At 70.9% G+C, this 26,882-nt stretch carries 21 protein-coding genes; 11 read left to right on the top strand and 10 right to left on the bottom strand.

Annotated features, from left to right (window positions below; translation table 11 throughout):
- The first annotated feature begins 16 nt into the window (after positions 1-16).
- Positions 17-4,549, top strand: a complete 4,533-nt coding sequence (gltB, locus tag A4R44_RS20035) for a glutamate synthase large subunit (RefSeq protein WP_095213472.1) — start codon at positions 17-19, stop codon at positions 4,547-4,549.
- A 65-nt stretch (positions 4,550-4,614) separates the two neighbouring features.
- Positions 4,615-6,066 carry a glutamate synthase subunit beta gene (locus tag A4R44_RS20030; protein ID WP_067582727.1) on the top strand — a complete coding sequence of 484 codons (1,452 nt, stop codon included), beginning with the start codon at positions 4,615-4,617 and terminating at the stop codon, positions 6,064-6,066.
- A 126-nt stretch (positions 6,067-6,192) separates the two neighbouring features.
- Here the strand turns inward: A4R44_RS20030 and A4R44_RS20025 are convergent, their stop codons facing one another.
- On the bottom strand, positions 6,193-7,839 hold the full coding sequence (locus A4R44_RS20025) for an amidohydrolase (protein ID WP_067582724.1): 1,647 nt from the start codon (positions 7,837-7,839) through the stop codon (positions 6,193-6,195).
- A 5-nt stretch (positions 7,840-7,844) separates the two neighbouring features.
- Positions 7,845-9,149 (bottom strand): MFS transporter, encoded by a 1,305-nt coding sequence (locus tag A4R44_RS20020; protein WP_067582721.1) that lies wholly within the window; start codon positions 9,147-9,149, stop codon positions 7,845-7,847.
- 100 nt (positions 9,150-9,249) lie between these two features.
- Here A4R44_RS20020 and A4R44_RS20015 point away from each other — a divergent pair, with 100 nt between their 5' ends.
- Both A4R44_RS20015 and A4R44_RS20010 read left to right on the top strand, forming a co-directional pair.
- The gene (locus A4R44_RS20015) at positions 9,250-10,125 is read left to right on the top strand and encodes a LysR family transcriptional regulator (RefSeq protein WP_093576255.1); all 876 of its coding nucleotides are present in this window, start codon (positions 9,250-9,252) and stop codon (positions 10,123-10,125) included.
- Positions 10,126-10,260: 135 nt separating this feature from the next.
- On the top strand, positions 10,261-11,499 hold the full coding sequence (locus tag A4R44_RS20010; RefSeq protein ID WP_067582715.1) for a hypothetical protein: 1,239 nt from the start codon (positions 10,261-10,263) through the stop codon (positions 11,497-11,499).
- Here the strand turns inward: A4R44_RS20010 and A4R44_RS20005 are convergent.
- A complete protein-coding gene (locus tag A4R44_RS20005) occupies positions 11,483-11,947 on the bottom strand; it encodes a phage tail protein (protein ID WP_067583016.1) in 465 nt (154 codons plus the stop codon). The two genes, A4R44_RS20010 and A4R44_RS20005, sit on opposite strands and share 17 nt — an antisense overlap.
- A gap of 153 nt (positions 11,948-12,100) precedes the next feature.
- On the opposite strand from A4R44_RS20005, the gene A4R44_RS20000 reads away from it, so the two are divergent.
- Positions 12,101-13,195: a sensor histidine kinase gene (locus tag A4R44_RS20000; RefSeq protein ID WP_095213471.1), complete on the top strand. Its 1,095-nt coding sequence runs from the start codon at positions 12,101-12,103 to the stop codon at positions 13,193-13,195.
- Positions 13,189-13,830 (top strand): response regulator transcription factor, encoded by a 642-nt coding sequence (locus A4R44_RS19995; RefSeq protein ID WP_067582712.1) that lies wholly within the window; start codon positions 13,189-13,191, stop codon positions 13,828-13,830. The genes A4R44_RS20000 and A4R44_RS19995 overlap by 7 nt, the downstream gene beginning before the upstream one ends.
- Before the next feature lie 171 nt (positions 13,831-14,001).
- On the opposite strand, the gene A4R44_RS19990 is transcribed toward A4R44_RS19995, so the two are convergent.
- Both A4R44_RS19990 and A4R44_RS19985 read right to left on the bottom strand, forming a co-directional pair.
- Positions 14,002-15,480, bottom strand: coding sequence for a cobyric acid synthase (locus A4R44_RS19990; protein ID WP_067582709.1), 1,479 nt, complete (start codon positions 15,478-15,480; stop codon positions 14,002-14,004).
- The gene (locus A4R44_RS19985) at positions 15,477-16,481 is read right to left on the bottom strand and encodes a cobalamin biosynthesis protein (RefSeq protein ID WP_067582706.1); all 1,005 of its coding nucleotides are present in this window, start codon (positions 16,479-16,481) and stop codon (positions 15,477-15,479) included. The genes A4R44_RS19990 and A4R44_RS19985 overlap by 4 nt, the downstream gene beginning before the upstream one ends.
- Positions 16,482-16,517: 36 nt before the next feature.
- On the opposite strand from A4R44_RS19985, the gene A4R44_RS19980 reads away from it, so the two are divergent.
- The 3 genes from A4R44_RS19980 to A4R44_RS19970 all read left to right on the top strand — a co-directional run bounded on the left by A4R44_RS19980 (position 16,518) and on the right by A4R44_RS19970 (position 19,306).
- The gene (locus tag A4R44_RS19980; protein WP_067582703.1) at positions 16,518-17,123 is read left to right on the top strand and encodes a bifunctional adenosylcobinamide kinase/adenosylcobinamide-phosphate guanylyltransferase; all 606 of its coding nucleotides are present in this window, start codon (positions 16,518-16,520) and stop codon (positions 17,121-17,123) included.
- A 10-nt stretch (positions 17,124-17,133) separates the two neighbouring features.
- On the top strand, positions 17,134-18,147 hold the full coding sequence (gene cobT / locus A4R44_RS19975; protein WP_067582701.1) for a nicotinate-nucleotide--dimethylbenzimidazole phosphoribosyltransferase: 1,014 nt from the start codon (positions 17,134-17,136) through the stop codon (positions 18,145-18,147).
- A 403-nt stretch (positions 18,148-18,550) separates the two neighbouring features.
- Positions 18,551-19,306: an adenosylcobinamide-GDP ribazoletransferase gene (locus A4R44_RS19970; RefSeq protein ID WP_232791683.1), complete on the top strand. Its 756-nt coding sequence runs from the start codon at positions 18,551-18,553 to the stop codon at positions 19,304-19,306.
- A 54-nt stretch (positions 19,307-19,360) separates the two neighbouring features.
- Here the strand turns inward: A4R44_RS19970 and A4R44_RS19965 are convergent, their stop codons facing one another.
- Positions 19,361-19,597, bottom strand: coding sequence for a hypothetical protein (locus A4R44_RS19965; protein WP_067582698.1), 237 nt, complete (start codon positions 19,595-19,597; stop codon positions 19,361-19,363).
- A 394-nt stretch (positions 19,598-19,991) separates the two neighbouring features.
- On the opposite strand from A4R44_RS19965, the gene A4R44_RS19960 reads away from it, so the two are divergent.
- A complete protein-coding gene (locus A4R44_RS19960) occupies positions 19,992-21,191 on the top strand; it encodes a hypothetical protein (protein ID WP_232791682.1) in 1,200 nt (399 codons plus the stop codon).
- Here the strand turns inward: A4R44_RS19960 and cobC are convergent.
- Genes cobC through A4R44_RS19940 form a run of 4 tightly spaced genes read right to left on the bottom strand, consistent with a single transcriptional unit; the run spans position 21,169 to position 26,120 of the window.
- Positions 21,169-22,194, bottom strand: coding sequence for an Rv2231c family pyridoxal phosphate-dependent protein CobC (gene cobC, locus A4R44_RS19955; RefSeq protein WP_067582695.1), 1,026 nt, complete (start codon positions 22,192-22,194; stop codon positions 21,169-21,171). The two genes, A4R44_RS19960 and cobC, sit on opposite strands and share 23 nt — an antisense overlap.
- Complete coding sequence (locus A4R44_RS19950; RefSeq protein WP_067582692.1) at positions 22,187-23,539, bottom strand: cobyrinate a,c-diamide synthase; 1,353 nt, start codon at positions 23,537-23,539, stop codon at positions 22,187-22,189. The genes cobC and A4R44_RS19950 overlap by 8 nt, the downstream gene beginning before the upstream one ends.
- Entirely contained in the window at positions 23,533-24,147 is a 615-nt protein-coding gene (cobO, locus tag A4R44_RS19945) for a cob(I)yrinic acid a,c-diamide adenosyltransferase (protein ID WP_067582689.1), read from the bottom strand. The genes A4R44_RS19950 and cobO overlap by 7 nt, the downstream gene beginning before the upstream one ends.
- On the bottom strand, positions 24,147-26,120 hold the full coding sequence (locus tag A4R44_RS19940) for a putative cobaltochelatase (protein WP_067583000.1): 1,974 nt from the start codon (positions 26,118-26,120) through the stop codon (positions 24,147-24,149). The genes cobO and A4R44_RS19940 overlap by 1 nt, the downstream gene beginning before the upstream one ends.
- 70 nt (positions 26,121-26,190) lie before the next feature.
- Between A4R44_RS19940 and cbiE the strand changes: the two genes are divergently transcribed.
- The coding region (gene cbiE / locus A4R44_RS50520) for a precorrin-6y C5,15-methyltransferase (decarboxylating) subunit CbiE (RefSeq protein WP_232791690.1) at positions 26,191-26,882 on the top strand (692 nt) is incomplete at its 3' end.

Genomic DNA, 26,882 nt, shown 5'->3' with positions numbered 1-26,882 from the left:
TGGGAGGCGGCCAGCCGTGACCCACCGTTCGAGCACCCCGGCCACTGACGGCCTCTACGACCCCGCTTACGAGCACGATGCCTGCGGGGTGGCGTTCGTCGCGGACCTGACCGGTCGCCGAGACCATCAGATCGTGGCGAAAGCCCTTGTCGCGCTGAAAAATCTGGAACATCGCGGGGCACGCGGGGCGGAACCGGACACCGGGGACGGCGCGGGCCTGCTCATCCAGGTGCCCGACGCGTTCTACCGCGAGGTCGCCGGGTTCGAGCTGCCACCGGCTGGCAGCTACGCCGTCGGCACCGCGTTCCTGCCGCAGGACGAAAAGCGCCGCGGCCGCGCCATGACCACCATCGAGCGGATCGCCGCCGAGGAGGACATGCGCGTGGTGGGCTGGCGCGAGCTGCCGGTCGACACCGCGCACTGCGGCCCGACCGCCGCGCAGACCATGCCGCACTTCACCCAGCTGTTCCTGGCCGGGCGCAAGAACAACCTCGACGGCCTCGCCCTTGAGCGCGCCGCTTTCTGCGTGCGCAAGCGCGCCGAGCACGAGCTGGTCGAGGATGACGTGTACTTCCCGTCGCTGTCCTCGCGGACGATCGTCTACAAGGGAATGCTGACCGAGCCGCAGGTCGAGAAGTTCTTCCTCGACCTCGCCGACGAGCGCGTGACGAGCGCCATCGGCCTGGTGCACTCCCGCTTCTCCACCAACACTTTCCCGTCGTGGCCGCTCGCGCACCCGTACCGCTACGTGGCGCACAACGGCGAGATCAACACGCTCAAGGGCAACCGCAACTGGATGGACGCCCGCGAGGCGCTGCTGGAGACCGACCTGGTCCCGGGCGACCTCAAGCGGATCTACCCGGTCATCACGCGCGGCGCGAGCGACTCGGCGTCCTTCGACGAGGTGCTGGAACTGCTCCATCTCGGCGGGCGGTCGCTGCCGCATTCGGTGCTGATGATGATCCCGGAGGCGTGGGAGAACCATCAGGAAATGGACCCCGCGCGCCGCGCCTTCTACGAATTCCACTCCACGCTGATGGAGCCGTGGGACGGACCGGCGCTGGTGGCGTTCACCGACGGCGCGCAGATCGGCGCGGTGCTGGACCGCAACGGCCTGCGCCCCGGCCGCTACTGGGTCACCGACGACGGGCTCGTGGTGCTCGCCAGCGAGGTCGGCGTGCTGGAGCTGGACCAGGCGAAGATCGTCCGCAAGGGACGGCTGGAGCCGGGCCGGATGTTCCTCGTGGACACCGTCGCGGGCCGGATCGTCGAGGACGAGGAGATCAAGGGCCAGCTGGCTTCCGAGCACCCGTACGACGAATGGGTCGACGCCGGCCTGCTCCGCCTGGAGGAACTGCCCGAGCGCGACCGCGAGGTCCCGCTGCACGCCGCGCTCGTGCGCCGGCAGCAGGCGTTCGGCTACACCGAGGAAGAGCTGGAAACCATCCTGGAGCCGATGGCCCGCACCGGCGCGGAGCCGATCGGCTCGATGGGCAACGATTCGCCGCTCGCGTCCCTTTCGTCGCGTTCGCGTCCGTTGTTCGACTACTTCATCCAGCTCTTCGCCCAGGTGACCAACCCGCCGCTGGACGCGATCCGCGAGGAGCTGGTGACCGCGCTGGGCACGCAGATCGGCGCGGAGCCGAACCTGCTGGCCGCGGACGCTTCCTCGTGCCGCCGGATCGTGCTGCCGTTCCCGGTGCTGGACAACGACCAGCTCGCGAAACTGGTGCACGTCAACGACGACGGCGACCTGCCGGAGTTCCAGGCGGTCACAGTCATGGGCCGGTACAAGGTGCACGGCGGCGGCGAGGCGCTGGTGCAGCGGCTCGACGAGATCCGCTCCGAGGTGTCCGAGGCGATCGAGGACGGCGCGCGGCTGATCGTGCTGTCCGACCGCGGAGTCGACGCCGACCACGCGCCGATCCCGTCGCTGCTGCTCACCGGCGCGGTGCACCACCACCTGGTGCGGGAGAAGACGCGCACGCAGGTCGGCCTCATCGTCGAGGCGGGCGACGCGCGCGAGGTGCACCACATCGCGCTGCTGGTCGGCTACGGCGTGGCCGCGGTGAACCCGTACCTGGCGATGGCGACGGTCGAGGAGATGGCGCACGGCGGCCTCATCCCGGGCGTGACTCCCAAGCAGGCCACCACGAACCTCATCAAGGCGCTCGGCAAGGGTGTCCGCAAGACCATGTCCAAGATGGGCGTGTCCACTGTGGCCTCGTACACCGGCGCGCAGATCTTCGAGGCGGTCGGCCTCGGCGCCGAGGTGATCGACACCTGTTTCACCGGAACCACTTCGCGGCTCGGCGGCGTCGGCTTCGACACGCTCGCCGAGGAGGTTTCGCAGCGGCACGTGCGGGCCTTCCCGGTCGACGGCGTCCGGGCGAGCCACCGCGAGCTGGAAACCGGCGCGGACTACCAGTGGCGGCGCGAAGGCGAACCGCACCTGTTCAACCCGCAGACGGTGTTCAAGCTGCAGCACTCCACGCGCGCCGGGAAGTACGACGTCTTCAAGGAGTACACGAAGGCAGTCAACGACCAGGCCGAGAAGCTGCTGACGCTGCGCGGGCTGTTCGACTTCAAGTTCGGCGACCGCACGCCGGTGCCGATCGAGGAGGTCGAGCCGGTTTCGGAGATCGTGAAGCGGTTCGCCACCGGGGCCATCTCGTACGGCTCGATCTCGATGGAAATGCACCAGACGCTGGCGATCGCGATGAACCGCCTCGGCGGAAAGTCGAACACCGGCGAGGGCGGCGAGGACCCGGAGCGGCTGTACGACCCGGAGCGGCGCAGCGCGGTCAAGCAGGTCGCCAGCGGCCGGTTCGGCGTCACCAGCGAATACCTGGTGAACTCCGACGACATCCAGATCAAGATGGCTCAGGGCGCGAAGCCCGGCGAGGGCGGGCAGCTGCCCGGCGGCAAGGTGTACCCGTGGATCGCGAAGACGCGGCATTCCACGCCGGGCGTCGGGCTGATCTCCCCGCCGCCGCACCACGACATCTATTCCATCGAGGACCTGGCGCAGCTGATCCACGACCTCAAGAACGCCAACCCGGACGCGCGCATCCACGTGAAGCTCGTGTCCGAGGTCGGCGTCGGCACGGTCGCGGCGGGCGTGTCCAAGGCGCACGCGGACGTCGTGCTGATCTCCGGCCACGACGGCGGGACCGGCGCCTCGCCGCTGTCCTCGATCAAGCACGCGGGCGGACCGTGGGAGCTGGGCCTGGCCGAAACGCAGCAGACGCTGCTGGCCAACCGGCTGCGCGACCGGATCGTGGTGCAGACCGACGGCCAGCTCAAGACCGGCCGCGACGTCGTGATCGCGATGCTGCTCGGCGCCGAGGAGTTCGGGTTCGCGACCGCGCCGCTGGTGGTGTCGGGCTGCGTCATGATGCGCGTGTGCCACCTCGACACCTGTCCGGTCGGCGTCGCGACGCAGAACCCGAAGCTGCGCGAGAAGTTCAGCGGCAAGGCGGAGTACGTGGTGAACTTCTTCGAGTTCATCGCCCAGGAGGTCCGGGAGTACCTGGCGGAGCTGGGTTTCCGGTCCGTCGAGGAGGCCATCGGCCACGCCGAGCTGCTCGACAAGCGCAAGGCAGTCCAGCACTGGAAGGCCGCCGGGCTCGACCTGTCGCCGATCTTCCACGTGCCCGAACTGCCGCCGCGCGCGGTGCGCCACCAGAGCGTCAAGCAGGACCACGGGCTGGACAAGGCACTGGACAACACGCTGATCCAGCTCGCCGAGGGCGCGCTGGCGGCGGGCGACAAGGTGCGGCTGGAACTGCCGGTGCGCAACGTGAACCGGACCGTCGGCACCATGCTCGGCTCGGAGCTGACCAAGAAGTGGGGCGGCGAAGGGCTTCCCGACGACACCATCGACGTCACCTTCACCGGCACCGCGGGCCAGTCGTTCGGCGCCTTCGTGCCGAAGGGCATCACGCTGCGGCTCTACGGCGACGGCAACGACTACGTCGGCAAGGGCCTGTCCGGCGGGCGGATCATCGTGCGGCCGCCGAAGGAATCGCCGATCGTGGCCGAGGACCACATCATCGCGGGCAACGTGATCGCCTACGGGGCCACGAGCGGCGAGATCTTCCTCCGCGGCCAGGTGGGCGAACGGTTCTGCGTGCGCAACTCGGGCGCGCTGGCGGTCGTCGAGGGCGTGGGCGACCACGGCGGCGAGTACATGACCGGCGGCCGGATGGTCGTGCTGGGCAAGATCGGCCGCAACTTCGCGGCGGGCATGTCCGGCGGTCTCGCGTACGTGCTGGATCTGCCGGCGCACCGGGTCAACCCGGAGATGGTCGACATCGACCCGCTGGACACCGCGGACGTGGACTTCCTCCGCGAAACCATCGAAAAGCATTACAACGAAACCGAATCCGCCGTCGCGCGGGCCTTGCTGGCGGACTGGGACAGTGCGGTCGACCGGTTCGGCAAGGTCATGCCGAAGGACTACAAGCGCGTCCTCGCCGCCCAGGTGGCCGCGGAGCGCGATGGCCGGGACGTGAACGAGGCGATCATGGAGGCAGCTCATGGCTGACAATCGCGAAGCCAGTTATGAGTGCCGACTGGGTGCGGGTATCCCGCAGAACACGGAGGCCGCACATGGCTGACCCCAAGGGCTTTCTGACCACCACGCGCGAGGAACCCAAGCGGCGTCCGGTGGACCTGCGGCTGATGGACTGGCGAGAGGTCTACGAGGACTTCGCGACGACCAAGCTGGAAAAGCAGGCCGGGCGCTGCATGGACTGCGGAATCCCGTTCTGTCACCAGGGCTGTCCGCTCGGGAACCTGATCCCGGAGTGGAACACGCTGGTGTGGCGTGAAGACTGGCAGCAGGCCGCGGACCGGCTGCACGCCACGAACAACTTCCCGGAGTTCACCGGCACGCTGTGCCCGGCGCCGTGCGAAACCGCGTGCGTGCTCGGCATCAACGACGACCCGGTGTCGATCAAGCGGGTCGAGATCTCGATCATCGACCGGGCCTTCGAGGAAGGCTGGGTCACGCCGCAGGTTCCGGTCGCGAAGACGGGCAAGAAGGTCGCCGTCGTCGGGTCCGGTCCGTCCGGGCTGGCCGCGGCGCAGCAGCTGACCCGCGCGGGCCACACTGTCGTGGTCTACGAGCGCGCGGACAAGATCGGCGGGCTGCTGCGGTACGGCATTCCCGAGTTCAAGATGGAGAAGTTCCGCCTCGACCGCCGCCTCGACCAGATGCGGGCCGAGGGCACGGAATTCCGGACGTCGGTGAACGTCGGCGTGGACGTCACCGTCGAGCAGCTGAAGTCCGGCCACGACGCGGTGGTGCTGGCGGGCGGCGCGACGGCGTGGCGCGACCTGCCGATCGAGGGCCGTTCGGCCGAGGGCGTCTACCAGGCGATGGAGTTCCTGCCGCCGGCCAACCGGGTCGCGGCGGGAGAGCTTGAGGAGTCGCCGTACTCGGCCAAGGGCCTCGACGTCGTGGTCATCGGCGGCGGCGACACCGGCGCGGACTGCGTCGGCACGGCGCACCGGCAGGGCGCGAAGTCGGTGACCCAGCTGGAGATCATGCCGAAGCCACCGGAGTCGCGTTCGGACGCGCACCCGTGGCCGACGTATCCGATGATCTACCGGGTCACCTCCGCCCACGAGGAGGGCGGCGAGCGGCTGTACTCGGTCAACACCCAGGAGTTCCTGTCCGACGAGGACGGACGGGTGCGTGCGCTGAAGCTGGTCGAGGTGCGCAACGAGGGCGGCAAGTTCGTGCCGGTCGAGGGCACCGAAACCGAGCTGCCCGCGCAGCTGGTGCTGATGGCGATGGGTTTCCTCGGCCCGCAGCGCGAGGGCCTGCTGACCGAACTGGGCGTGGAGCTGGACCAGCGCGGCAACGTCGTGCGGGACAAGAACTTCCAGACCACTGTGGACAATGTGTTCGTGGCGGGCGACATGGGCCGCGGGCAGTCGCTGATCGTGTGGGCGATCGCGGAGGGCCGCTCGTGCGCGGCAGGCGTGGACGCCCTCCTGACCGGCCGGGGCGTGCTCCCGGCCCCGATCGCGCCGACGGACCGGCCGATCTCCTGAGGACTCGGAGCGGGCGCGTCAACGTCGCCGCGCCTGCTCCGTTCAGTTTCGGGATCAGCGCGGCACTGCCGCCGCGCTGGCCCCGGCTGCCGGGCGGGTGCGACAACGACGTCGCACCCGCCTTTCTTATTTCGCGGCCCCGTCGTTGTAGACGACCTCGCCGCCCACCACAGTCGCGCCGACGCCGATCTCACCGATCTTCGCCGAGTCGACCGCCAGCAGATCGTCGCTCAACACCGTGAAGTCGGCGAGCTTCCCCCGGCTCAGCGTGCCCTTGACGGCCTCCTCATGCACCGCGTACGCCGAACCGACCGTGTACGCGCGCAACGCCTCCAACGCAGTCACCGCTTCCTCCGGCGCGATCGGCTGCCCCGACGCGGTCCGGCGGTTGACCATGTCGTGGATGCTCAGCAACGGCGACGCCGCGACCACCGGAGCGTCCGTACTGCCCGGCAGCACCACCCCGGCGTCGAGGAAGCTCCGCATCCGATACGCCAGGCGACTGCGTTCCGGGCCAAGCGCGGCGAGGAGCCCATCGCCGATCTCGGACAGGAAACGGCCCTGGGGCACGGGAATCACCCCAAGCCGAGCGATCCGAGCGACAGCGGCGTCATCGGCGACCGCGCAGTGTTCGATGCGGTGCCGGACGTCCTCGCGCGGATACTTCTGCTGAGCTTCCTCGTACGCGTCGAGCACGGCTCCGAGGGCCGCGTCGCCGATCGCGTGCGTGGCGATCTGCCAGTGGCACCGGTGGGCTTCGAGGATGTAGCGGCGCAGTTCGTCCGGCTCGAACAGCATCAGCCCCTGGTTGCCGGGGGTGTCCTCGTACTCGCAGCACATCGCGGCGGACCGGCCGATCAGCGAACCGTCGGAGAGGATTTTGACCGGGCCGATGCGCAGCCGGCCGTCGCCGACGCCGGTGCGCACGCCGAGGTCGAGCCCGAACCATTCACCGCCCGGTTCAAACGGGCCGCAGTCGCGCAGTGCGGTGATGTAGGGCATCACTGTCATCCGCACGCCCAGCTGGCCGCGTTCCCTGGTGCGCTGGAAGGAATCGAGGTCGGCGCGGCCATGGCCGATGCCCTCGACGGTGCCGATGCCGGGTTCGGTGACGCTGGTCAGGCCGTCAGCGAGGGCGGCGTGCGCGCCCGCGGCGATGTTGGCGATGACCTCTTCAGTCGGCTCGGGGCGCAGCAGGCGATCGACGAGGACGGTCGCGCGTTCCTGCAGCAAGCCGGTGGCGCGGCCGTCGTCGTCGCGCACCACGGTGCCGCCCGGGACATCCGGTACGCCCAGCCGGTCCGGATATCCGGCCAGGGCGAAGGCTTCGGTGCTCGCTACGGCCATGTGCCGCGACGTGTGCGCGAGCCAGACCGGCCGCCCTCCGGCGGCGCGGTGCAAGGCTTCGGCGGTGGGGTGCGCGCCGATCTTGTTCTGGTCGTAGCCCGCGCCGGTGACCCAGGCGCCGGCGGGCAAGGTCGCGGCTCGTTCCGCCACCGCGCGGTAAAGCGCGTCGAGGGTCGGCGCGGCCTCGGCGGAGACGTCCAGTTCCCGGATCAGCTTGCCGCGCATGCTCAAGTGGTGATGCGCGTCGTTGAGGCCGGGGACGACCGGCGCGCCGCCGAGGTCGACCACCACGTCCGCGGCGAGACCGCGGACCTCGTCGTCGAATCCGGCGATCCGGCCGCCGAGCACGCCCAGCGCGGTCGCTTGCGGACGGTCCCGGTCCAGCGTGGTAAATCGTCCATTGTGGAACAACGCATCGAGACGCACTGGGATCATCCTTGTCGGGTCAGGGTTTTCTCGGAGTCGGTGACGGCCGCGGTTCGGCGGGCGAGCGCCAGGACGCAGGTCAGCGTGAGCGTGAGCAGCACGACGTGGTAGATGACGACCGGCCAGATCGCGCCGTGCGTCGCGTTGAGCAGCGCCTGCGCGATGAACGGCGTGGTGCCGCCGAAGATGGTGCTGCACAGCTGGTAGGACAGCGAAATTCCGGTGTAGCGCAGGTGAATCGGGAAGCCGCGGGTGAGGAATCCGGCGAGCACCGCGTAGTAGCCGGAGCCGCATACGGTCGCGACCGCGATGCCGGCGAAGGCCAGCCCCGGGTTGCCGGACGCGATCAGCAGGTACATCGGCACGGTCACCACGATGTTGCAGCCCAGCGAGACCGCCATGAACCGGGTTTCGCCGACGCGTTCGGCGAGCCGCGCCGCGACCGGCTGCCAGCAGAACTGCACCACGGACGCGCCGAGCAGCACGTACAGCATGGTCTGGCGGCCGATGCCGAGTTCGTTCGTGGACCAGGCGAGGACGAACGTGTTGCTGAAGTACGCGGCCGCGATGCCCATGATGCTCGCGCCGATGCCGAGCAGCACGGTTCGCCATGCCGTCCGCAAGACCTCGGCCAACGGCACCTTCGCGACGGCAGCTTTCGCCTTGGCCCGCACGAACTCCGCCGGTTCCTCGACCTTCAGCCGGATCAGCAAGCCCAGCGCGACCAGCACCCCGGACAGCAGGAACGGCACTCGCCAGCCCCAGGTCAGGAACTGCTCGTCCGGCAACGCGCTCACGGCGAGAAAGACCACTGTGGACAGAATCGACCCGGCGGGCGAGCCTTGCTGGGCGAACATGGCGAAGTACGACCCGCGTCCGGCGGGCGCGTTCTCGGCGGCGAGCACGACCGCGCCGCCCCATTCCCCGCCGACCGCGACGCCTTGCACCGCGCGCAGTGCGACGAGCAGCAACGGCGCGGCGATGCCGATCTTGGCGTACGTCGGCAGCAGCCCGACCGCGAAGGTCGCGAAACCCATCAGCAGCAGCGTGCCGACCAGCGTGTTCTTGCGCCCGACCCGGTCGCCGAGGTGCCCGAACACGATCCCGCCCAGCGGCCGGGCGAGAAAGCCGACCCAGAACGTGCCGAACGCGGCGAGCACGCCGGTCGCCGGGTTCAGCCCGGGAAAGAACAGCTTCCCGAAGACCAGCGCGGACGCGGTCCCGTACAGGTAGAAGTCGTACCACTCGATCGCCGTCCCGGCGAAGGAGGCGAGCGCGGCCCGGCGGCCGATGGCGGTCTGGTGGTTCACGGGCAACTCCCTGGCGGCGGTGTTCCTCAGAGTCTTCGTCCCGGGACCTATGCTGTCCAATACCTGTCCGGCCCCATTCCGATACCTTGGAGGCATAGGCGTGGAACTGCGTGTGGTGCGTTATTTCCTGGCCGTCGCGCGGGAAGGCTCGGTCACCGCCGCGGCGCGCGCGGTGCGGGTCGCGCAACCGTCGCTGTCGCGGCAGCTTCGCGCGCTGGAAACCGAACTCGGAGTGGCGTTGTTCTCGCGATCGCCGGGCTCGCTGACCCTCAGCGCGGCAGGCACCCGGTTCGTGCCGATCGCCCAGGACCTGGTGCGCCGGGCGGAGGAGGCGGGCGCGGTGATGGCCGCGATCGGCCGCACCGAGGACACCCCGCTGACGCTCGTCGCGCCGCCGAGCACAGTGGACAGTCTGCTGGCGCCGTTCATGGCCACCGGCAAAGCCGGACCGGTGCTGCGGGACGCCTTCCCGGTCCCGCCGGACCAGGTTTTCGACCGGCTCCTGCACAGCAGCGCCGACCTCGGCATCTCGACGTCCCCGCCGCCCGCGCAGCTGGAAACCGCCGCGCTGGGCCGGGTCCTGGTCAGCGCGCAGGTCCGGCCCGGCCACCGCTGGTACGCCGCGGAGTCGATCCCGCTGCCCGAGCTGGCCACCGAGCCGTTGCTGGTGATGAACCGCAGCAACGCCGCGCGCCTGGTCGTGGACGAGGCGTTCCACCGCGCCGGGCTCGTCCCGTCCGAACTGAACGAGACCGGCTCCCCGAGCATCGCCCAAGCCCGCGCCGCCGGCCGCGGCGAGGTGTGCCTGGTGACCGACCTGGTCCGGTTCGGCCTGCGCTCCGTCCCGATCGAAACCCCCGGCGGGAGGCTGACGGTGCCGCTGTACGCCGGGTGGCGGCGGGATCACTACGCCCGGCCGTCGATTCTGGCGTTGATCGAAGGGTTACGGGAGTTTCGTGGCGCGTCGGGCACCTGAGGGGCAACGAGGTCTGCCCGGCTGGCGCGGCGGCGACGCGGGCGACCGCCGCCACCAGCACCGCACACCCGTGCGCTCCACTTCTTCACCCGACTCGGTGACCCGGTGCCCCGATCCGTGCTAAACAGTGCGGCGATGGGAAAACTGACCCGCCGGGCCCGGGCCACGGCCGACTATCTCTTCTTCGTCGGAGCCGGGGAATGGCCGGTCGCCGTGTCCGCGCTCGGGGTCGTGCTCGGCGCGGTCACGATCCTGCCGAGCGCGTTCGGCGTCGCCGTGTCGGTTATCGCGCTCCTGCTCGGCCTGCTGACCCTCGTACGCGACATCCGCTTGCTGCGGAAACGGTGGGCCGGCTACGAGTTCACCGCGATCGTCGCGCCGTTCCCGATCGCCGACACCCCGCCGCCGCATGCCTATCCCGACGCGCAGTACCTGGCGGTTCCCTCCCGTGGCACCGCATTGGTCAGCGACGCCATCGACGCATCGCTCACCGAAACCGCCTTCAGCGTCACCGTCGCCGAGGATCCCTACCGGCTGCCCGCGAAGCTGAAGGCCACCGCGCCGCACGTGCTGCCGTTGCGGGCTCGCGGCCGGTTGCTGTTCAACGGCCCGATCGTCGGCATGCGCGGCGAACCGCTGCCGGTCGCCGGAGCGCGTCCGGCGCCGATCGTCCTGCATCGCGCCCGGTTCTTCGACGCGATGTGCAGCAACGAACTGGCGTCCCTGCGCATCACGAACTCCGCCGACGGCCACGAGTACGACCTGCGCAACGAGGAGCTGACCGACTCCTCCGGTGCGCTGAGAACCCTCGCCGCGAGCACGCTCGCCGATCTCGTCGGCGTCTCCACGATCGCGTTCACCTCGGACGGCCTGCTCGTCGTGGTCCGCCAGTCGGCCCGCAACTCGGCCAGCGGGCTGCTGCTCGCGCCGTCCGGAAGCGGCAGCCTGGAACCGCGGGATCTTCTTACCCCGCAGGGAGGAACCCGCCGGACCCTGCACACCGCGGTGTGCGCCGGAATGGAACGCGAACTGTGCGAAGAGGCGGCCGTCCGGCCCGACGAGATTTCCGGGACGCGGCTGACCGGCTTCGCCCGCTGGCTCGAACGCGGCGCGAAACCGGAGTTCTTCGGCGTGACCCGGCTGTCGGTCGACAGCACCGAACTGACCAGCCGCCGCACGAAGGGCGCGGAACGGCTTTACAGCTCCGGAGTCACCTTCCTGGAGATCGATCTGGCCGCGCTAGGCCAGGAACTGACCGACGGCGTACCGGTGGCCGAAGCGAACGCACTGCCGTCCCGGCTGCGCGACGACAGTTCCCTGCCGCTGCTGCTGTGCCTGCGCAGCGCGGCGCTGCGGTTCAGTACGCGTTCTTGATGACGAAGTAGGACCCGCGGATCGTCCCGGCGAGCTTCGACTTCTGGCGCGCGAACTTGAACTTCCCGTCGAGTTCCCCCGGGACGTCCATCCCGTCGGAAAGCTTGAACCCGACGGCCCGCTTGCCGCCCTCCGCAAGGGTGTACATGACGTTGACCGACAGGCCGCTCTCGTAGAACACGTAGGCGATCCGGATGCCCTCGACCTCGAACTCGGTCGCCTCAAGCGGCCGCGAGGAAATGACGAGATCGCGTTCTTCCCGGAGAATCCGGTGCACCCAGCCGACGATCTCCGGGACCTCGGCCGCGGGCTCGACGGTGAACACGTGGCCGTACTTGTTCTTGAAGTAGCGCGCCTCGTTCGCCCGCAGTCCGGCGAGCGCGTCCGCGACCGGGGAGGACTCCAGGCCGGCTGTCGACACGGCGGCGAAATCGACGGCGTAGGACATGTTCCGCACTCCCGGGCTGGGTTTGATCGCGACGCTCGGCAGAATACCCGGGGAAAGCCCTTCGGCAACCGGAGCGCGGCACCGTCCGCCGAACCCCGATTTCCCTCGAAGACGCCCAGTGGGGGAATTTCGCGCAGGGCTTACGGTGACGGGGTGCGCACCCACCTGATCGACCTGGCCGTGGCGCTCGCCGTGCTCGGCCTGACGCTGGCCGGCGACCTGCCGGACGCGGACCACCCGTGGTTCTGGCCGGCCGCCGTCGCGGTGATGTTCCTGGCGGTGTTGCTGCGCCGCCGGTTCCCGCTGCCCGCGATGCTGGTCTCGGTCGGCGTCGCGCTGGCCACGCCGCCGCTGTGGGGCACCTCCGTCACTCTTTACACGGTCGCTTCGCTGCGCGGGCTCCGCTGGCCGACCGCGGTCGCCGTGCTCGCGGAAACCGGGCTGGTGGTGTCGTTCTCCCGGCCGTCGCGCCTGCCGGACTGGAAGACGTTCGGGCTCGCCCTGGTCATGGAGGTCGTCGTCCCGGTGCTGGCCGGGCTCTGGATGCACCAGCGCGCGGCCTTGCTCGCGGCCCTGCGCGAGCGCGCGGAGCAGGCCGAACGCGAGCGCGACCTGCTCGGCGAGCGGGCCGTGACGGCCGAGCGGCGGCGGATCGCGCGCGAGATGCACGACGTGGTCGCGCACCGGGTCAGCATCGTCGCGCTGCAGGCGGGCGCGCTTTCCGTGCGGGCCAAGGACGACGAGACCGCGCAGCTCGCCGAGGTGATCCGCGAATCGGGTTCCGCCGCGCTCGACGAATTGCGCGGCATCCTGAAGGTGCTCCGCGACGACGGCCCGGAGCCGCGTTCGCTGCCGGATCCGACGCTGGGCGGGGTCCGCCAGCTCGCCGACGACCTCGCCGCCGCCGGTGCGCGGGTGCGCGCCAGCCTGCCGGAACCGATGCCGGACGTGCCCGATCCGATCGGGCGCGCGGCGTACCGGATCGTGCAGGAAGCGCTCACGAACGCGGCGAAACACGCGCCGGGGACGGCAATCGAGGTGCGCCTGTCCGCTTCCGACGACGACCTGGTGGTCGAGGTGGCCAACCCGCTCGCCGATTCGTCCGGGCTGCCCGGCGCGGGCTACGGCGTGATCGGCATGCGCGAGCGCGTCACGCTGACCGGCGGAACGCTCCGCGCCGGTCCGGACGGCGCGGGCAGTTACCGGGTGCGGGCCGCGTTCCCGTTGCGAGCGGAGGAATCGTGCTGAAAATCCTGCTGATCGACGACGAGGTGCTCGTGCGCAGCGGCATCCGGATGATCCTGGAGTCCGATCCGGGGATCGAGGTGGTCGCGGAAGCGGGCGACGGCCGCGAAGCGCTCGCGCTCGTCCGCGAGCACCGTCCCGACCTGGTGCTCACCGACGTGCAGATGCCCGAGGTCGACGGCCTGGAGGTGACCCGGCTGGTGACCGCCGAACCGGACGCGCCCGCAGTCGTCGTGCTGACGACGTTCGACCTGGACGAGTACGTGCACGAGGCGCTTCGCCGCGGTGCCACGGGTTTCCTGCTGAAAGACACCCCGCCGCGCGAGCTGGTCACAGCGATGCACGTGGTGGGCAGCGGCGAGGCGATGCTGTCGCCGTCCATCACCCGGCGGCTGCTGACGCACTTCGCCACCGCCGCCACGCCGACGCCCGCCCGCGCCCGGCTCGAACCGCTGACGCCGCGCGAACGCGAGGTCGCGGTGGCCGTCGCACAGGGTTCGAGCAACGCCGAGATCGCCCGCGGGCTCGGCCTCAGCGAGGCGACCGTGAAGGTCCACTTGGGACGGATCATGGCCAAGACCGAGGCCGCGAACCGCACGCAGGTCGCGATTCTGGTGCACGACGCCGGGCTCGCCTGAATCGTCGTCCCGCGCCGGGCGCCCCGGGTTCTGTGCTCGACGCCGGATCGAGGGCCGCTTCCGGAGGGAACCCCATGCCGCCGCCGAAACCGGCCGGCCCGAGCTGCTCGCCCGGGCAGCACGCGGCGTGCACCGGCTTTCCCGCCACCGGCCGGGTCGTGCACTGACCGGTCAGGGCGCGCCCGGCGGCACGAACGGCAATCCTCCCGGCGCACCCGCCTCCGCGAGCGCCATCAGCATCCCGGTGTCCACTTCGGACTGGATCGCGTCGGCCAGCCGGTCCAGCATGTCCTCGCGCAGGTCCGCGAACCCCGGCGCACCCTCGGCCGCCTGCCATTCGATGCCCGCCTGCGCCGCCGCTTCGGCAAGCCAAGCACGCCGGAACCCGTCGTTTTCCATGGCGCCGTGCCACGTCGTGCCCCAGACCGGACCGACGCGGTAACCGTCCAAAAACGACTCCGCGTCCGCCGGGCCTGCGCTGCCGTGGTGGATCTCGTACGCGTCCACGCGATGCCCGCGCCATTCGCCAGCCGGACGGCCGAGCACCTTCTCCGCCGAGAACGTCACGCGCGTCGGCAAGAGCCCAAGTCCTTCTACCAGACCAGCCCCGGATTCGACATCGTCCTCAATGGACTCCGCGAGCATCTGGTACCCGCCGCAAATCCCCAGCACCGGACGCCCGGCCGCGGCCCGCGCCGTCACCGCGTCCGCCAAACCCCTGCCGCGCAACCACTTCAGATCGTCCACAGTGGCCCTCGAACCCGGCAGCACGACCAGATCCGCCGCGGCGACGGTATCCGGATCGGCAGTCAGGCTCACCGTCACACCGGGCTCCGCCGCGAGTGCGTCCACGTCGGTGGCGTTGGACGCCCGCGGGAACCGCACGACCGCGACGCGCAACCCGCGTTGAGCGGCCTCGTGCCGCCATCCGGCCGCGGCGAGGGCGTCCTCGGAGTCGATCCACACGCGGTCCAGCCACGGCAGCACGCCGAGCACCGGCCGTCCGGTGACCTTCTCCAGACTGTTCAGACCAGGCCGCAGCAACCCGGCGTCGCCGCGGAATTTGTTCACCAGCCAGCCCGCGACCAGCGCCTGGTCCTCGGCCGACAGCAACGCGAGCGTGCCGAACATCGCCGCCAGCACCCCGCCGCGGTCGATGTCGCCGACGACCAGCACCGGCAGCGAAAACCGCCGGGCCAGACCCATGTTGACGTAGTCGCCGGAACGCAGGTTGATCTCCGCCGGACTGCCCGCGCCCTCGCAGACGACCAGGTCGCACCGTTGCCGCAGTTCGGCAAACGCGCTGAAGGCGATCTCGGCGAGCCCAGCCCGTCCGGTGGCGTACTCCCCGGCTTCGAGGGTGCCGTACGGCTTGCCGAGCGCGACGACGTGACTGCGCCGGTCGCTGCCCGGCTTGAGCAGCACCGGATTCATCGCCGCTTCCGGCTCCACCCGCGCGGCCCGCGCCTGCAGCCACTGCGCGCGGCCGATCTCCGCACCGTCCGCGCAGACCATCGAGTTGTTCGACATGTTCTGCGCCTTGAACGGGGCGACCCGCACTCCGCGCCGCGCGAACCAGCGGCAGATTCCGGCGGTGACCAGGCTTTTCCCGGCGTCGGAGGTGGTCCCGGCGATCAGCAGCCCGCTCATCCCGCCACCGTAATGCCCGCGGCGGCCGGTCCGGCGGGCCGCCCCGCGCTCCGCGGCCCGCCGGACCGGGCCACCGCGATCCCCGCCGCGACCGCCAGCGCCGCCGCCCCGACCAGCCGCGACAACCGCACCGCCCGGCGCAGATCGCTCGCCCCCGGCGGACGTCCGTCACCCAGCGTGCTCCGCCGCTCGGCCTCGCCGTGATACGTATTCGTGCCGCCGAGCCGGATGTCCAGCGCCCCGGCGAAAGCAGCCTCGACCTGTCCCGCGTTCGGGCTCGGATGCGCACTCCCGTCGCGTCGCCAAGCCCGCCAGGCCGACCGGGCGTGTCCGCCGGCGAGCGGCGCGGTCACCGTCGTCAGCACCGCGCCGACGCGCGCCGGCACCAGATTGGCCCAGTCGTCGGTGCGCGCGGCGAACCAGCCGAAGTCGCGGTGCCGTGCCGAGCGGTAGCCGACCATCGCGTCGAGGGTGTTCACCGCGCGGTATCCGAGCAGCCCCGGCACGCCCGCGACCGCGCCCCACAGGAGCGGCGCGACGACCGCGTCGGAGGTGTTCTCGGCGATCGATTCGGTGGCCGCGCGGGTCAGCTCGGCCGCGTCGAGGCCGGTGGCGTCGCGTGCGCAGAGGTGGCTGAGCCGCTTCCGGGCGGCGGGCAATTCACCCGATTCGAGTAATCGCGCCATTTCGCGCCCCTCCGCGGCGAGCCCGCGACCGCCCAGGACGGCCCACGTCGCCGCGGCAGTCAGGACAAACTGGACACCTGGCCGGTTCCGGGCCGCTCTCTCAGCGAGGATTCCGAGCCCGGCCGCCGACCCCGCGCAGACCGCCGCGTACGCCGCCCCGCGCGGCTTGGAATCGGCCCACCACCAGCGTTCCAGCTGGCCAGCGGCGGTGCCGAAGGCCGCGACCGGATGTCCCCGGCGCGGATCGCCGAACCAGGCGTCGGCGGCGTATCCGGCGATCAGCCCGGCCGCGGTGACGGCTTGTCGGAGTGGCACGTGGCGAACCGTAGCGCTAGGGAGAGAATGCCGGGTATGACCAAGCTGACGCACCGGCTCGCCGGGTCTCTCGAAACCCTGGCGCAGGCCCTCCGCCGGTACGGACGCGACGACGGCAAGGTGCTCGTTCTCGGCGGGGTTCGCTCGGGCAAGTCGAGGCACGCGGAGCGGCTCGTCGCGCACCACCCCCACCTCGTGTACGTCGCTCCCGGGCTGCCCCCCTCGGCCGACGACCCGGAATGGGCCGCCCGCGTCGAGGCGCACCGGGCCCGCCGCCCGCACCACTGGACGACGGTCGAGACCACCGACCTGGCGACCGTGCTGCGCAACGCGACGAGCCCGCTGCTGATCGACTGTCTCGGGACCTGGCTGTCGCGGGTCCTCGACGAGGTCGGCGCGTGGTCGGGCAAAACCGGCTGGGAGCGCAGACTGGACGACCGGCTGGAGGATTTCCTCGCCGCGTGGAGCCAGGCCCGAGTGCCGATCGTCGCGGTCAGCAACGAAGTCGGCAGCGGTGTGGTGCCCGCAACGGTGTCCGGGCGGCTGTTCCGTGATGTGCTGGGCGCACTCAACAACCGGGTGTCCGCCGACAGCGACCGGGTTTCGCTCATCGTCGCCGGGCGGGCGCTCGACCTTCCGTGAGGAGCCAGCCGTGCCGAGTTACGCCATCCCCGTCCCGGACGCCGCCGCCCGCGCCGCCGCCTTGGAGCGGCTGGACGGCCTGGTCAAACCGGTCGGCTCGCTCGGCCGGCTGGAAGAACTCGCGGCCTGGCTGAGCGCCGCGCACGGGGTGGTCCCGCCGCGCCCGCTGGACGACGTCCGCGTGGTCGTCTTCGCCGGCGACCACGGGGTGTCGGCGCAGTCGGCGTATCCCCGCGAGGTCACGGCGGCGATGGTGCGCGTGTTCCTGGCCGGGCGAAGCGGGGTAACGGTCCTCGCGGCACAGGTCGGGGCTTCTGTGCGGGTAGCCGACATCGCCGTCGACTGGGACGCCGCGGACGTTCCCGCCGAAGTCACCGCGCACAAGATCCGCCGCGGTTCGGGCGCCATCGACGTCGAGGACGCTTTGGCTCCCGGCGAGGCGCTCGCGGCTTTTGAGGCGGGCCGTGCCATCGCTGCTTCGGAGTCCGCTGCGGACGTTCTCATCCCGGGCGACATGGGTATCGGCAACACCACCGTTTGCGCCGCGGTCGTGGCTTCGGCCCTTGGCCTGCCCGCGGCGGAAGTCGTGGGCACCGGCACCGGGGTGTCCGGTGAGGCTTTGGAACGCAAGACCTCGGTGGTCGCCGCTGCTGTGTCGCGACGCCCCGTGACCGATCCCTTCGACCGCCTGACCGCCCTCGGCAGCGCCTGCCTCGCCGCAACGGCCGGGTTCCTGGTGGAAGCGGCCGTCCGGGGCATCCCCGTGCTGCTGGACGGCATCTTCTCCGCGACGGCGGCGTTGGCGGCCCGGGACATCGCGCCGGGCGCGGAGCAGTGGTGGCTGGCTGGCCATCGTTCGACGGAGCCGGCGCAAGCGTTTGCGTTGAAGGCGCTGGGGTTGACGCCGATCCTGGACCTGGGTTTGCGGCTCGGCGAGGGCAGCGGCGCGGTGCAAGCGGTGCCGGCCCTGCGGGCGGCTCGTGCGGTGATCGCGGAGATGGGTTTGCTGGCGGACCTCGGGTGACCGGCGTGCAGGGTTCGCCCGGGGATCGGTTCGAGGCTTGGTCCCGCGAGGGCTCCGCGGTTCAGCACAGGGCTCGTTCCTCGGCTCGGCTCGAGGTGGGGTCCGGCGGCCAGCCCGAAACCCGGATCGTGGCCCGGCTCGGAGTTCGGTTCCAGGTGGGAGCCGACGACGTTCAGCCGGCGGCTCGATCGACGGCTCGGCCGACAGCACCGCCGACGGCTCGATCGACGGCTCGGCCGGTAGCACCGCCGGCGGCTCGGTGGGCGGCTCAGCCGACAGCACGGCTGGCAGCACGGCCGGCGGCTCAGCCGACAGCACGGTCGGCGGCTCGACGCGCCGAGGACCGCCCCCATGCCACGTTGGGTGCGCTAAACGCACCCAACACCACGTCGGGGCGCAACCCGTGATCCCGCTCAGCGACGGCATCCGCCTGGCCGCAGGCACCCTGACCACCGTCCCGGTCCCCGCGCCGCGCACGATCGACCGGCGGGTCGCGGGGGTGGCGATGGTGCTCGGCCCGCTCGCCGCGCTCCCCCTCGCCGCGGTCGCGGGGCTCATCGTGGCGGGCGGGGTCGCGCTCGGGCTCCCCGCCCTGGCCGTAGCCGCACTGGCGCTGGGGGCGGTAGCCCTGGGCAGCCGCGGATTGCATCTCGACGGCCTAGCCGACACCGCCGACGGGCTCGGTGCCTCCTATGACCGCGCGAAAGCCCTCGACGTCATGCGCCGCGGAGACTCCGGGCCCACCGGTGTCGCGACGCTGCTCTTCGTCCTGCTCGTCCAGACCGGCGCGCTGACCGGCGCGATCGCGCACGGGCACGGGATCGCCACCGCGATCCTGTCCGTCCTCTGTGGACGGTGCGTGCTCTCGCTGTGCTGCGCACGAGGGATCCCCTCGGCCCGTCCGGAGGGGTTGGGCGCGACGGTCGCCGGATCGGTCCCGGTCCTGGTGGCCGCGGTGGTGCTCGTGCTGGCGGCGGGATGTGCCGCGCTGACGCCGGGTTTTCCGTGGTGGCGCGGGGTTCTCGCGGTGGCGCTCGGGTACGCGGCCGCAGCAGTGCTACTGGCCCGGTGCGTCCAGCGCATCGGCGGAGTGACCGGCGACGTCCTCGGCGGTTGCGTCGAGGTGGCGGTCGCCGCGGCGCTACTGGCGACCGCCTGAATCAGCAAACGAAATCGCCGGCGCATACGGCAGCGAGGTCGGGGCTTCGTCGACCTACCAGGCGTATTCCAAACCGGACAGCGCTCCCCGGCTGACCCACACGAGGATCTCGCCGACATCCGCCACCCAGGCGCGCCGGGGGAACACACCGTTCAGCTCGCCGTCCGGGACGGCATCGGGCACCGTGAGGTCGACGCTCACCGAACCCGGAGCCCAGGCCGCGACGACTTCCGCCCGGTCTGCTTGCGCGAGCAGCACCGCGCGCTCATCCGAGTTCAGCGGCCGCGGCATACGAAGAACTCCTCGATCCACGCACTCTCCGCGCGAAGTCGTCGATCGCCGCGTCGGTCTCGGTGGCTGGACGCACGGCCCTGCGCGGCGTCGTCGATTGCCTGCCGGCCGTCGGAGGTTCGGCAGATCCGCAGCGCCACGGCAAGTTCCGCCACCGGGAACGACTGCCAGGCGCCAACCGTCGACGACCTCCAAGTCGGCTTCCACGTCGACGAAGACGTCGCCCTCGCTCCGGTAATCCAGATCCGAGGTGTCGAAACGGGAGTACGCGAACTCCACCATCGCCCCCCACGGCCAAATCCCCCCAGAACACGGCCGGACCGTCCCAGGCTGCGGCGGGAGCTGAATCCGTGTTACCAAGGGAGTGCCCGCGACGTATGACCGAGGGGACCTCGTGGCACCCAGCTCGCCCGGATCCGCGCACCTTACCCGGCGTCGGCTGTTCCAGTTGTCCGCCGGTCTTCCGGTTCTCGCCACGGCTGCCTGCGGTTCGACGCCGGACAGCCCAGCTCCGAACCCCGCCGCACCCAAGCCGGACGGAGCGCTCGGAGCGAATTTCAACGCCGATCCGGACACCATGGGCTGGGACGAGCTCCGGCGATCCGGCACGAAGTGGGTGCGCGGGTTCACCGCGATGCCCGATCTGGACAAGCACGACGCCGCCGAAAACCCGACGATCAAGAAACTGCGGCAAGCGGCCGATCGCCAGTACGGCACTGTGCTGTCGCTCAAGTTTCCGTACTTTCCTGATTCCCGCAAACCGATTCCGCGGCCCGGAACCCCGGCGATGCAAGCCGATCTCGCGCGGGTCGGCAAAGTGCTGCCCGCGGTCATGGACAAGGTCGACATCCTGGTGATCGGCAATGAGCCGTTCATCGAATGCCCGCAGTCCGACTGGAACAACGGCGCGCTCAACGAATTCTACGAGACCGTCGCCGCGCAGGTGATCAAGCAGCGCAAGGGAAAGACCGTCCTCTACATGGGCGCGCTCAACAACCTCGAAGATCCCCAGTGGACTGGCACCGGCACGGAACGCTGGATGGCCTACGTCCGCGACACGCCGGAGATCGAGGGCACCGACCTCCATCCGCACGTCGGCGCGCCGGACCAGGTTCGGGCGTTTCTCGATTACACCCTGCCCAGGCTGGGCGGCAAGAAGTTCCTCGTCACCGAGTTTTCGCTGGTCCAGCTGTGGAAGAAGCATCTCGCCGACCGGATCTCGGCCGAGTACGCGGGCAAATACCACGTGCCGAAGGACACCAAGGTCTGGCAGGTTATCCGCAACGCGCTGCACCAGCCGTTCGCCCAGGCGCGGTGGGACGATTTCCTCCGCACCAGCCCGTGGTTCGAGAACAACAAGGGCTTCCTCACCGACCAGATGACGAAGTTCCGCGCGACCGGCAAGCTCGCCGTCGCCGCCTACGGGATCGATCAGGGCATTGCCGCGCTCAACGGCGGGGACTTCGGACCGGATACCCCGCCGTGGCTCCTCAACAGCGTGTTCGCGCGGGCGACCGTGCAGAAGAATCCCGACGGCACAGCAGCGCCGAATTACGCTTGGCTAGACGAATTCACCGCGCTCCAGAACCATTAGCCAGCGCGGCGAGGAAGGCGTCCGTCGTCGCGCGGTCGCGGACCGCAATACGCAGGTGGTCTGCGCCAAGACCAGGGAACGTGTCGCCGCGGCGGACGGCGTAGCCTGCTTCGCGCAGTCGCGATCGGACGTCCGCGCCGCCGGGGATTCGGACCAGCACGAACGGGCCGCGCGGGGTGCCGGGTACGGGAATTCCCAGTGCGGCCAGGCCGGACTCCAGGTAGTCGCGGTCGGCTTCCGCGGCGGCGGCCAGCTTTTCGGCCTCTTCCAGGGCGGCGGGGCGGCAGCAGGCGACTGTGGCCACAGCGGCCAAAGTGGACACTGACCAGGGTGGCTGTACCGCGCGCAAACGGGCGATCAGCGATGGCTCGCCGAGCACGTATCCGGCTCGCAGGCCCGCCAAGCCCCAGGTTTTGGTGAGGCTTCGCAGCACCACCACGCCCGGGATTCGTTCTCCGGCAAGGCTTTCGACTTCGCCGGGGACGGCGTCGAGGAAAGCTTCGTCCACCGCGAGCACCCGTCCGGGACGCGCCAGGGCCCGCAGCGAATCGGCGGGATGCAGGACCGACGTCGGGTTGGTCGGGTTGCCGACGAAGACCAGGTCGGCCGAATCAGGGACCGCGGCGGGAGCTAGGCGGTAACCGTCCGCTTCGGACAGGATGACCCGGTCGACCGGGTGTCCGGCGGCGCGCAGAGCGGCTTCCGGTTCGGTGAATTGCGGGTGGACCACCACTGCGTGCTCAGCGGGAAGCGAAGCCAGCAGCGTGAACGCTTCCGCGGCACCGGCGGTCACCAGGACGTCGTCGAAATCCCGGCCGTGCCGGGCGGCGACGGCTTCCGCGGCGCGGGTTGGGTCCGGGTAGGCGGCCAGGTCGTCCAGCGCGGCGGCGAGTTCCGCACGCAGCCACGAAGGCGGAGCCGGGAGCCGGACGTTCACCGCGAGGTCGACGAGACCCTCGCCGACCTCGCGATCGCCGTGGTGGTGGAGGTCGTAATCAGCCATGGACCGCTGCCAGGGAATGGGCGCGCACCCGCGAGGCGAACCGGTCCGCCAGTTCGGGATGTCCGGCCCAGTGCACGTGCAGGTAGGACGCGTGCAGGGAGGCCGAAGCGAACCCGTCCAGGCTGCGATCCCAGCCCCACGCGGCGGTTTCCCCGTGCGCGGGCGTGATTTCGGTGCGGTGGAATTCGTGCCCGGTGACCCGCTGCCCGGCCGCCGCGAGCACGTTGTCCGCGACCGAGACGGCCCGGCGGTAGCCGAGCTTCCCCCGCGACGTCATGGTCGCATCCGCGGCGATGGCGCCGACCATCGGCAGCCCGTCCAGCGAACGACACAGGTACAGCAAGCCCGCACATTCCGCGCTCACGGGCATTCCGGCGTCGATCGCCGCGCCGACGGCCGTCCGAAGTTCCACATTGGACGACAACTCGGCGGCGTGCACCTCCGGGAATCCGCCGCCGAAGTACAAACCGGCGCACCCCGCAGGCAAGGTCTTGTCCCGCAAGGGATCGATGTCCACGACGTCGATTCCGCGAGCGGCCAGCAGTTCGATGTTCTCGGCGTAGCGGAAGGTGAACGCCGGACCGCCTGCGGCGGCGAGGGTCGCACGCGGACCGGCCCACCCCGGACCGGCAGTCCACAACGGACCAGTCAGCGCGGGAGCAGTTCGAGCCACCCGCGCAATGGCTTCGAGATCGACCCCAGCGGCGACCCATTCCGCCAGTTCCGGCAGCAACCGCTGGGACTCCGCGGCCCGTTCGGCGGCCGGAACCAGACCGAGGTGCCGGCTCGGCGCATGCACGTTTTCGTTGCGCCGCAAGGCACCCAGCAACGGGACGCCGGTCGCTTCCAGCGCGGTGACGATCTCGTCCTCGTGCCGTTGCGAGCCCAGTTTGTTCAGGATCACCCCGGCGAGCCGGACGCGCGTGTCGTACTGCGCGAACCCCAGCACGGTCGCCGCGACGCTGCGCGAAGCCGCCGAAGCATCGACCACCAGCACGACCGGCGCGTTGAGCAACCGCGCGACATGCGCGGTCGACGCGTAGCCTTCGGTGCCCAAAGCGCCGTCGAAAAGGCCCATCACGCCTTCGATGACCGCGATGTCCGCGCCCGCGGAACCGTGGCGCAGCAACGGAACCAGCGTGTCCTCGCCTTGCAGGAACGGGTCCAGGTTACGCGCGGGCCGGCCGGTGGCGAGCGAATGGTAGCTGGGATCGATGAAGTCCGGGCCGGCCTTGTGCCCGGACACCGCGTGCCCGGCGCTGCGCAACGCGGCCATGAGGCCGGCCGCGATGGTGGTTTTGCCGTGCCCGGAACCGGGTGCGGCGATAACGACCCGTGCTACCACTCGATCCCCCGCTGGCCCTTCTGCCCGGCGTCCATCGGGTGCTTCACTTTCGTCATTTCGGCGACCAGATCCGCGGCCTCGACCAATTCCGGCGGCGCGTAGCGGCCGGTGATCACGACGTGCTGGTGCCCGGGCCGGCCGGCCAAAGCGGACACCACGTCGTCCACTTCGAGCCAGCCCCATTTGAGCAGGTAGCTGAATTCGTCCAGGACATAGAAATCGTGCGTTTCGGCGGCGAGCCTGCGTTTGATTTCCGCCCAGCCTTCCCGGGCGTTGGCGGCATGGTCCGCTTCGGAACCCGGCTTGCGCGACCAGCTCCAGCCCTCGCCCATTTTGTGCCACTCGACCGGACCGCCCTGCCCGATGTCGTCGTGCAGCTTCCCGAGCGCCTTGAACGCGGCTTCCTCGCCGACGCGCCATTTCGCCGACTTCACGAACTGGAACACGCCGATCGACCAGCCCTGGTTCCACGCGCGCAACGCCATGCCGAAGGCCGCGGTCGATTTGCCTTTCATCTCGCCGGTGTGCACGGCGAGCAGCGGACGGTTGCGGCGCTGCCGGGTGGTGAGCCCGTCCTTCGGCACGACAGCCGGTTTTCCCCGCGGCATCAGGCAGCCCTTCCCGTCCGTTCGCGCACGGCCGAGGCCAGCGATTCAGCGGCCACATCGGACAGTGGCACGTGCTCGGCTCCCAGGCGGCCCGCCAGTTCCGCGGCCAGGCCGAGGCGCATCCGGCCGGTCTCGCAGTCCATCACGATCGTCGTCACGTCGGTGAGCAAACCCGCGGCGGCGTTGGCCCGCGCCACCGCGTCGGAACCGCTCGTGGCGCGGCCGTCGGTGACGAGCACCAGCAGCGGCCTGCGGCGCGGATCGCGGATCGCCTCGACCCGCAGCACCCGCGCGGCTTCCAGCAATCCCTCGGCCAGCGGCGTACGGCCGCCGGTCGGCAAGCCCTCCAGCCGGGCCGCGGCGGCTTCGACGCTGATCGTCGGCGGGAGCGCCAGCTCGGCGTCCGTGCCACGGAAGGTGACCAGACCGACCTTGTCCCGCCGTTGGTAGGCGTCCAACAGCAGGGACAGCACGGCGGTCTTCACTTCCCGCATCCGCGTCCGCGCGCCCATCGAACCCGACGCGTCCACGCAGAACAGCACCAGATTGCCTTCGCGGCCTTCGCGCAGCGCGAACCGCAGATCCGCGGACCGCACTTCGAGACCGGCCCCGGATCGGCCCCGCGCCTGCTGATGCGGTGCGGCGGCACGGATCGTCGCGACCAGATGCGGCCGCCCGTCCCGCACGCTGGGCGGCTGCACGCCGATCGTCCGGCCGGTGTCGGTGATCGCGCGCGACCGACGGCCCCGTTCGCCCTCGCCGGTGCCCTTCACCCGGAACACCCGCGCACGAAAGGTATCCCCGGCGCCGACCGTCTTCTGCGGCGAAGACCCATTGCCCGAAGGCTCGGAAGGCCCGGAAGACGGAGCGCCCTCGGAAGGGCCGCCGTCGTCCGGAAGCGGCCCGCCGTCGTCCGGACCCGGCCCGCCGCCGGAAGGCCCGTCGTCGTCCGGTCCGTCCGGAGGCTGCGCATCCTCCAGCGCCTGTTCCAGCTGCTCCTCGGAAATCCCCGGCGCGTCGAACGGATTCCGCCGCCGCCGGTGCGGCAATGCCAGCCGCGCCGCGACCCGGATGTCCTCGGTGGTGACCTCGGCGCGCCCGGCCCACGCCGCGTGCGCGACCGCCGTCCGCGCCGTCACGATGTCCGCGCGCATGCCGTCGACCTCGAACGACGCGCACACCTCGGCGATCTGCCGCAGCGCCGCGTCCGGCAGCTTCACCGACGGCAGAAGCCGTTGCGCCGCCTCGATCTCCGCCGCCAGCGCCGCGTCCGCCGAGGCGTAGCCGTCCGCGAAACCGTCCGGATCCGCTTCGTAGGCCAGCCGCCGCCGGACGACCTCGACGCGCTGCTCCGGATCCCGGCTCGACGCGACCTCGACGGTCAGCCCGAACCGGTCGAGCAGCTGCGGCCGCAGCTCGCCCTCCTCCGGGTTCATCGTCCCGATCAGCACGAACCGCGCCGCGTGCGAAACGGAAACGCCCTCGCGTTCGACCGTCGCCCGGCCCATCGCCGCCGCGTCGAGCAGCGTGTCCACCAGATGGTCGTGCAGCAGGTTGACCTCGTCGACGTACAGCAGCCCGCGATGCGCGGCGGCCAGCAGGCCGGGCTGGTAGTCGGTGACGCCCTCGGCCAGCGCCTTCTCCAGGTTCAGCGAGCCGACGACCCGGTCTTCGGCCGCGCCGACCGGCAGTTCCACCAGCCGCGCCGGCCGCCGGTGCGCGGGAACGCCCGCCGCGTGCGGGCCGTCCGGGCACGCCGGGTCCGGGCTGACCGGGTCGCAGGAGAACCGGCAGCTGTCCACTACGTCGACGCCCGGCAGCAGCCCGGCGAGCGCGCGCACCATGGTCGACTTCGCGGTGCCCTTTTCGCCCCGCACCAGTACCCCGCCGACCGCGGGCGAGATCGAGGACAGGACGAGCGCCAGACGCAGGTCCGGCATCCCGACGACAGCGGTGAACGGATAGGGCTTCAAGAGCACTCCCTCGTGGGTCGGCGTCCGGCCGATCATCGCACAACGAGCCCCTCGCTTAGGGTGGGAAATCGTGCGCGAAGAATCACGCCTGACGGTGGTCGGGATCGGAGCCGACGGGTGGGCCGGGCTCACCCCCGCGGCCCGCGACGCCGTGCGGCAGGCGGACGTCGTGCTCGGCGCGGAACGGCACCTGGCGACCTTGCCCGAAGGCCTCCGCACCCGGCCTTGGCCGAGCCCGCTGCTTCCCGCGCTCGACGGGATCCTGGCCGAGCAGACCGGCCGGGTGTGCGTGCTGGCCAGCGGCGACCCCTTCCTCTCCGGCATCGCCACCACCCTCCGTGACCGCGGCCACGCGCTCGAAGTCCATCCCGCCGTTTCGTCAGTGACACTGGCTCGCGCACGGCTCGGCTGGTCGTTCGAGGAAACCGAGGTCGTGACGGTCGTCGGCCGCGCCGTCCACCGCGTCGCGCGAGCCCTGGCACCCCACCGGAAACTGCTGGTCCTGGGCGGCTCCGCGGCAGAATTGCGCGAGCTGCTCAAGGCCCGCGGGTACGGCGATTCCGCCCTCACCGCCTTGGAAAACCTCGGCGCGGACGACGAACGGATCTCCGACGGCTGGACCCGCGACCCCGGTCCGCTCACCGTGTTCGCCGTGCTCTGCGACGGACCCGGGCTCCCGCTCATCGGTCTCCCCGACGATGCCTTCGAGCACGACGGCCAGCTCACCAAACGCGACCTCCGCGCCTCCGCCCTCGCCCGCCT

Source organism: Amycolatopsis sp. M39, from assembly GCF_001651785.1.
In the GTDB taxonomy this organism is placed as follows: Bacteria; Actinomycetota; Actinomycetes; order Mycobacteriales; family Pseudonocardiaceae; genus Amycolatopsis; species Amycolatopsis rubida.
This window is presented reverse-complemented; position numbering and strand designations above follow the sequence as displayed.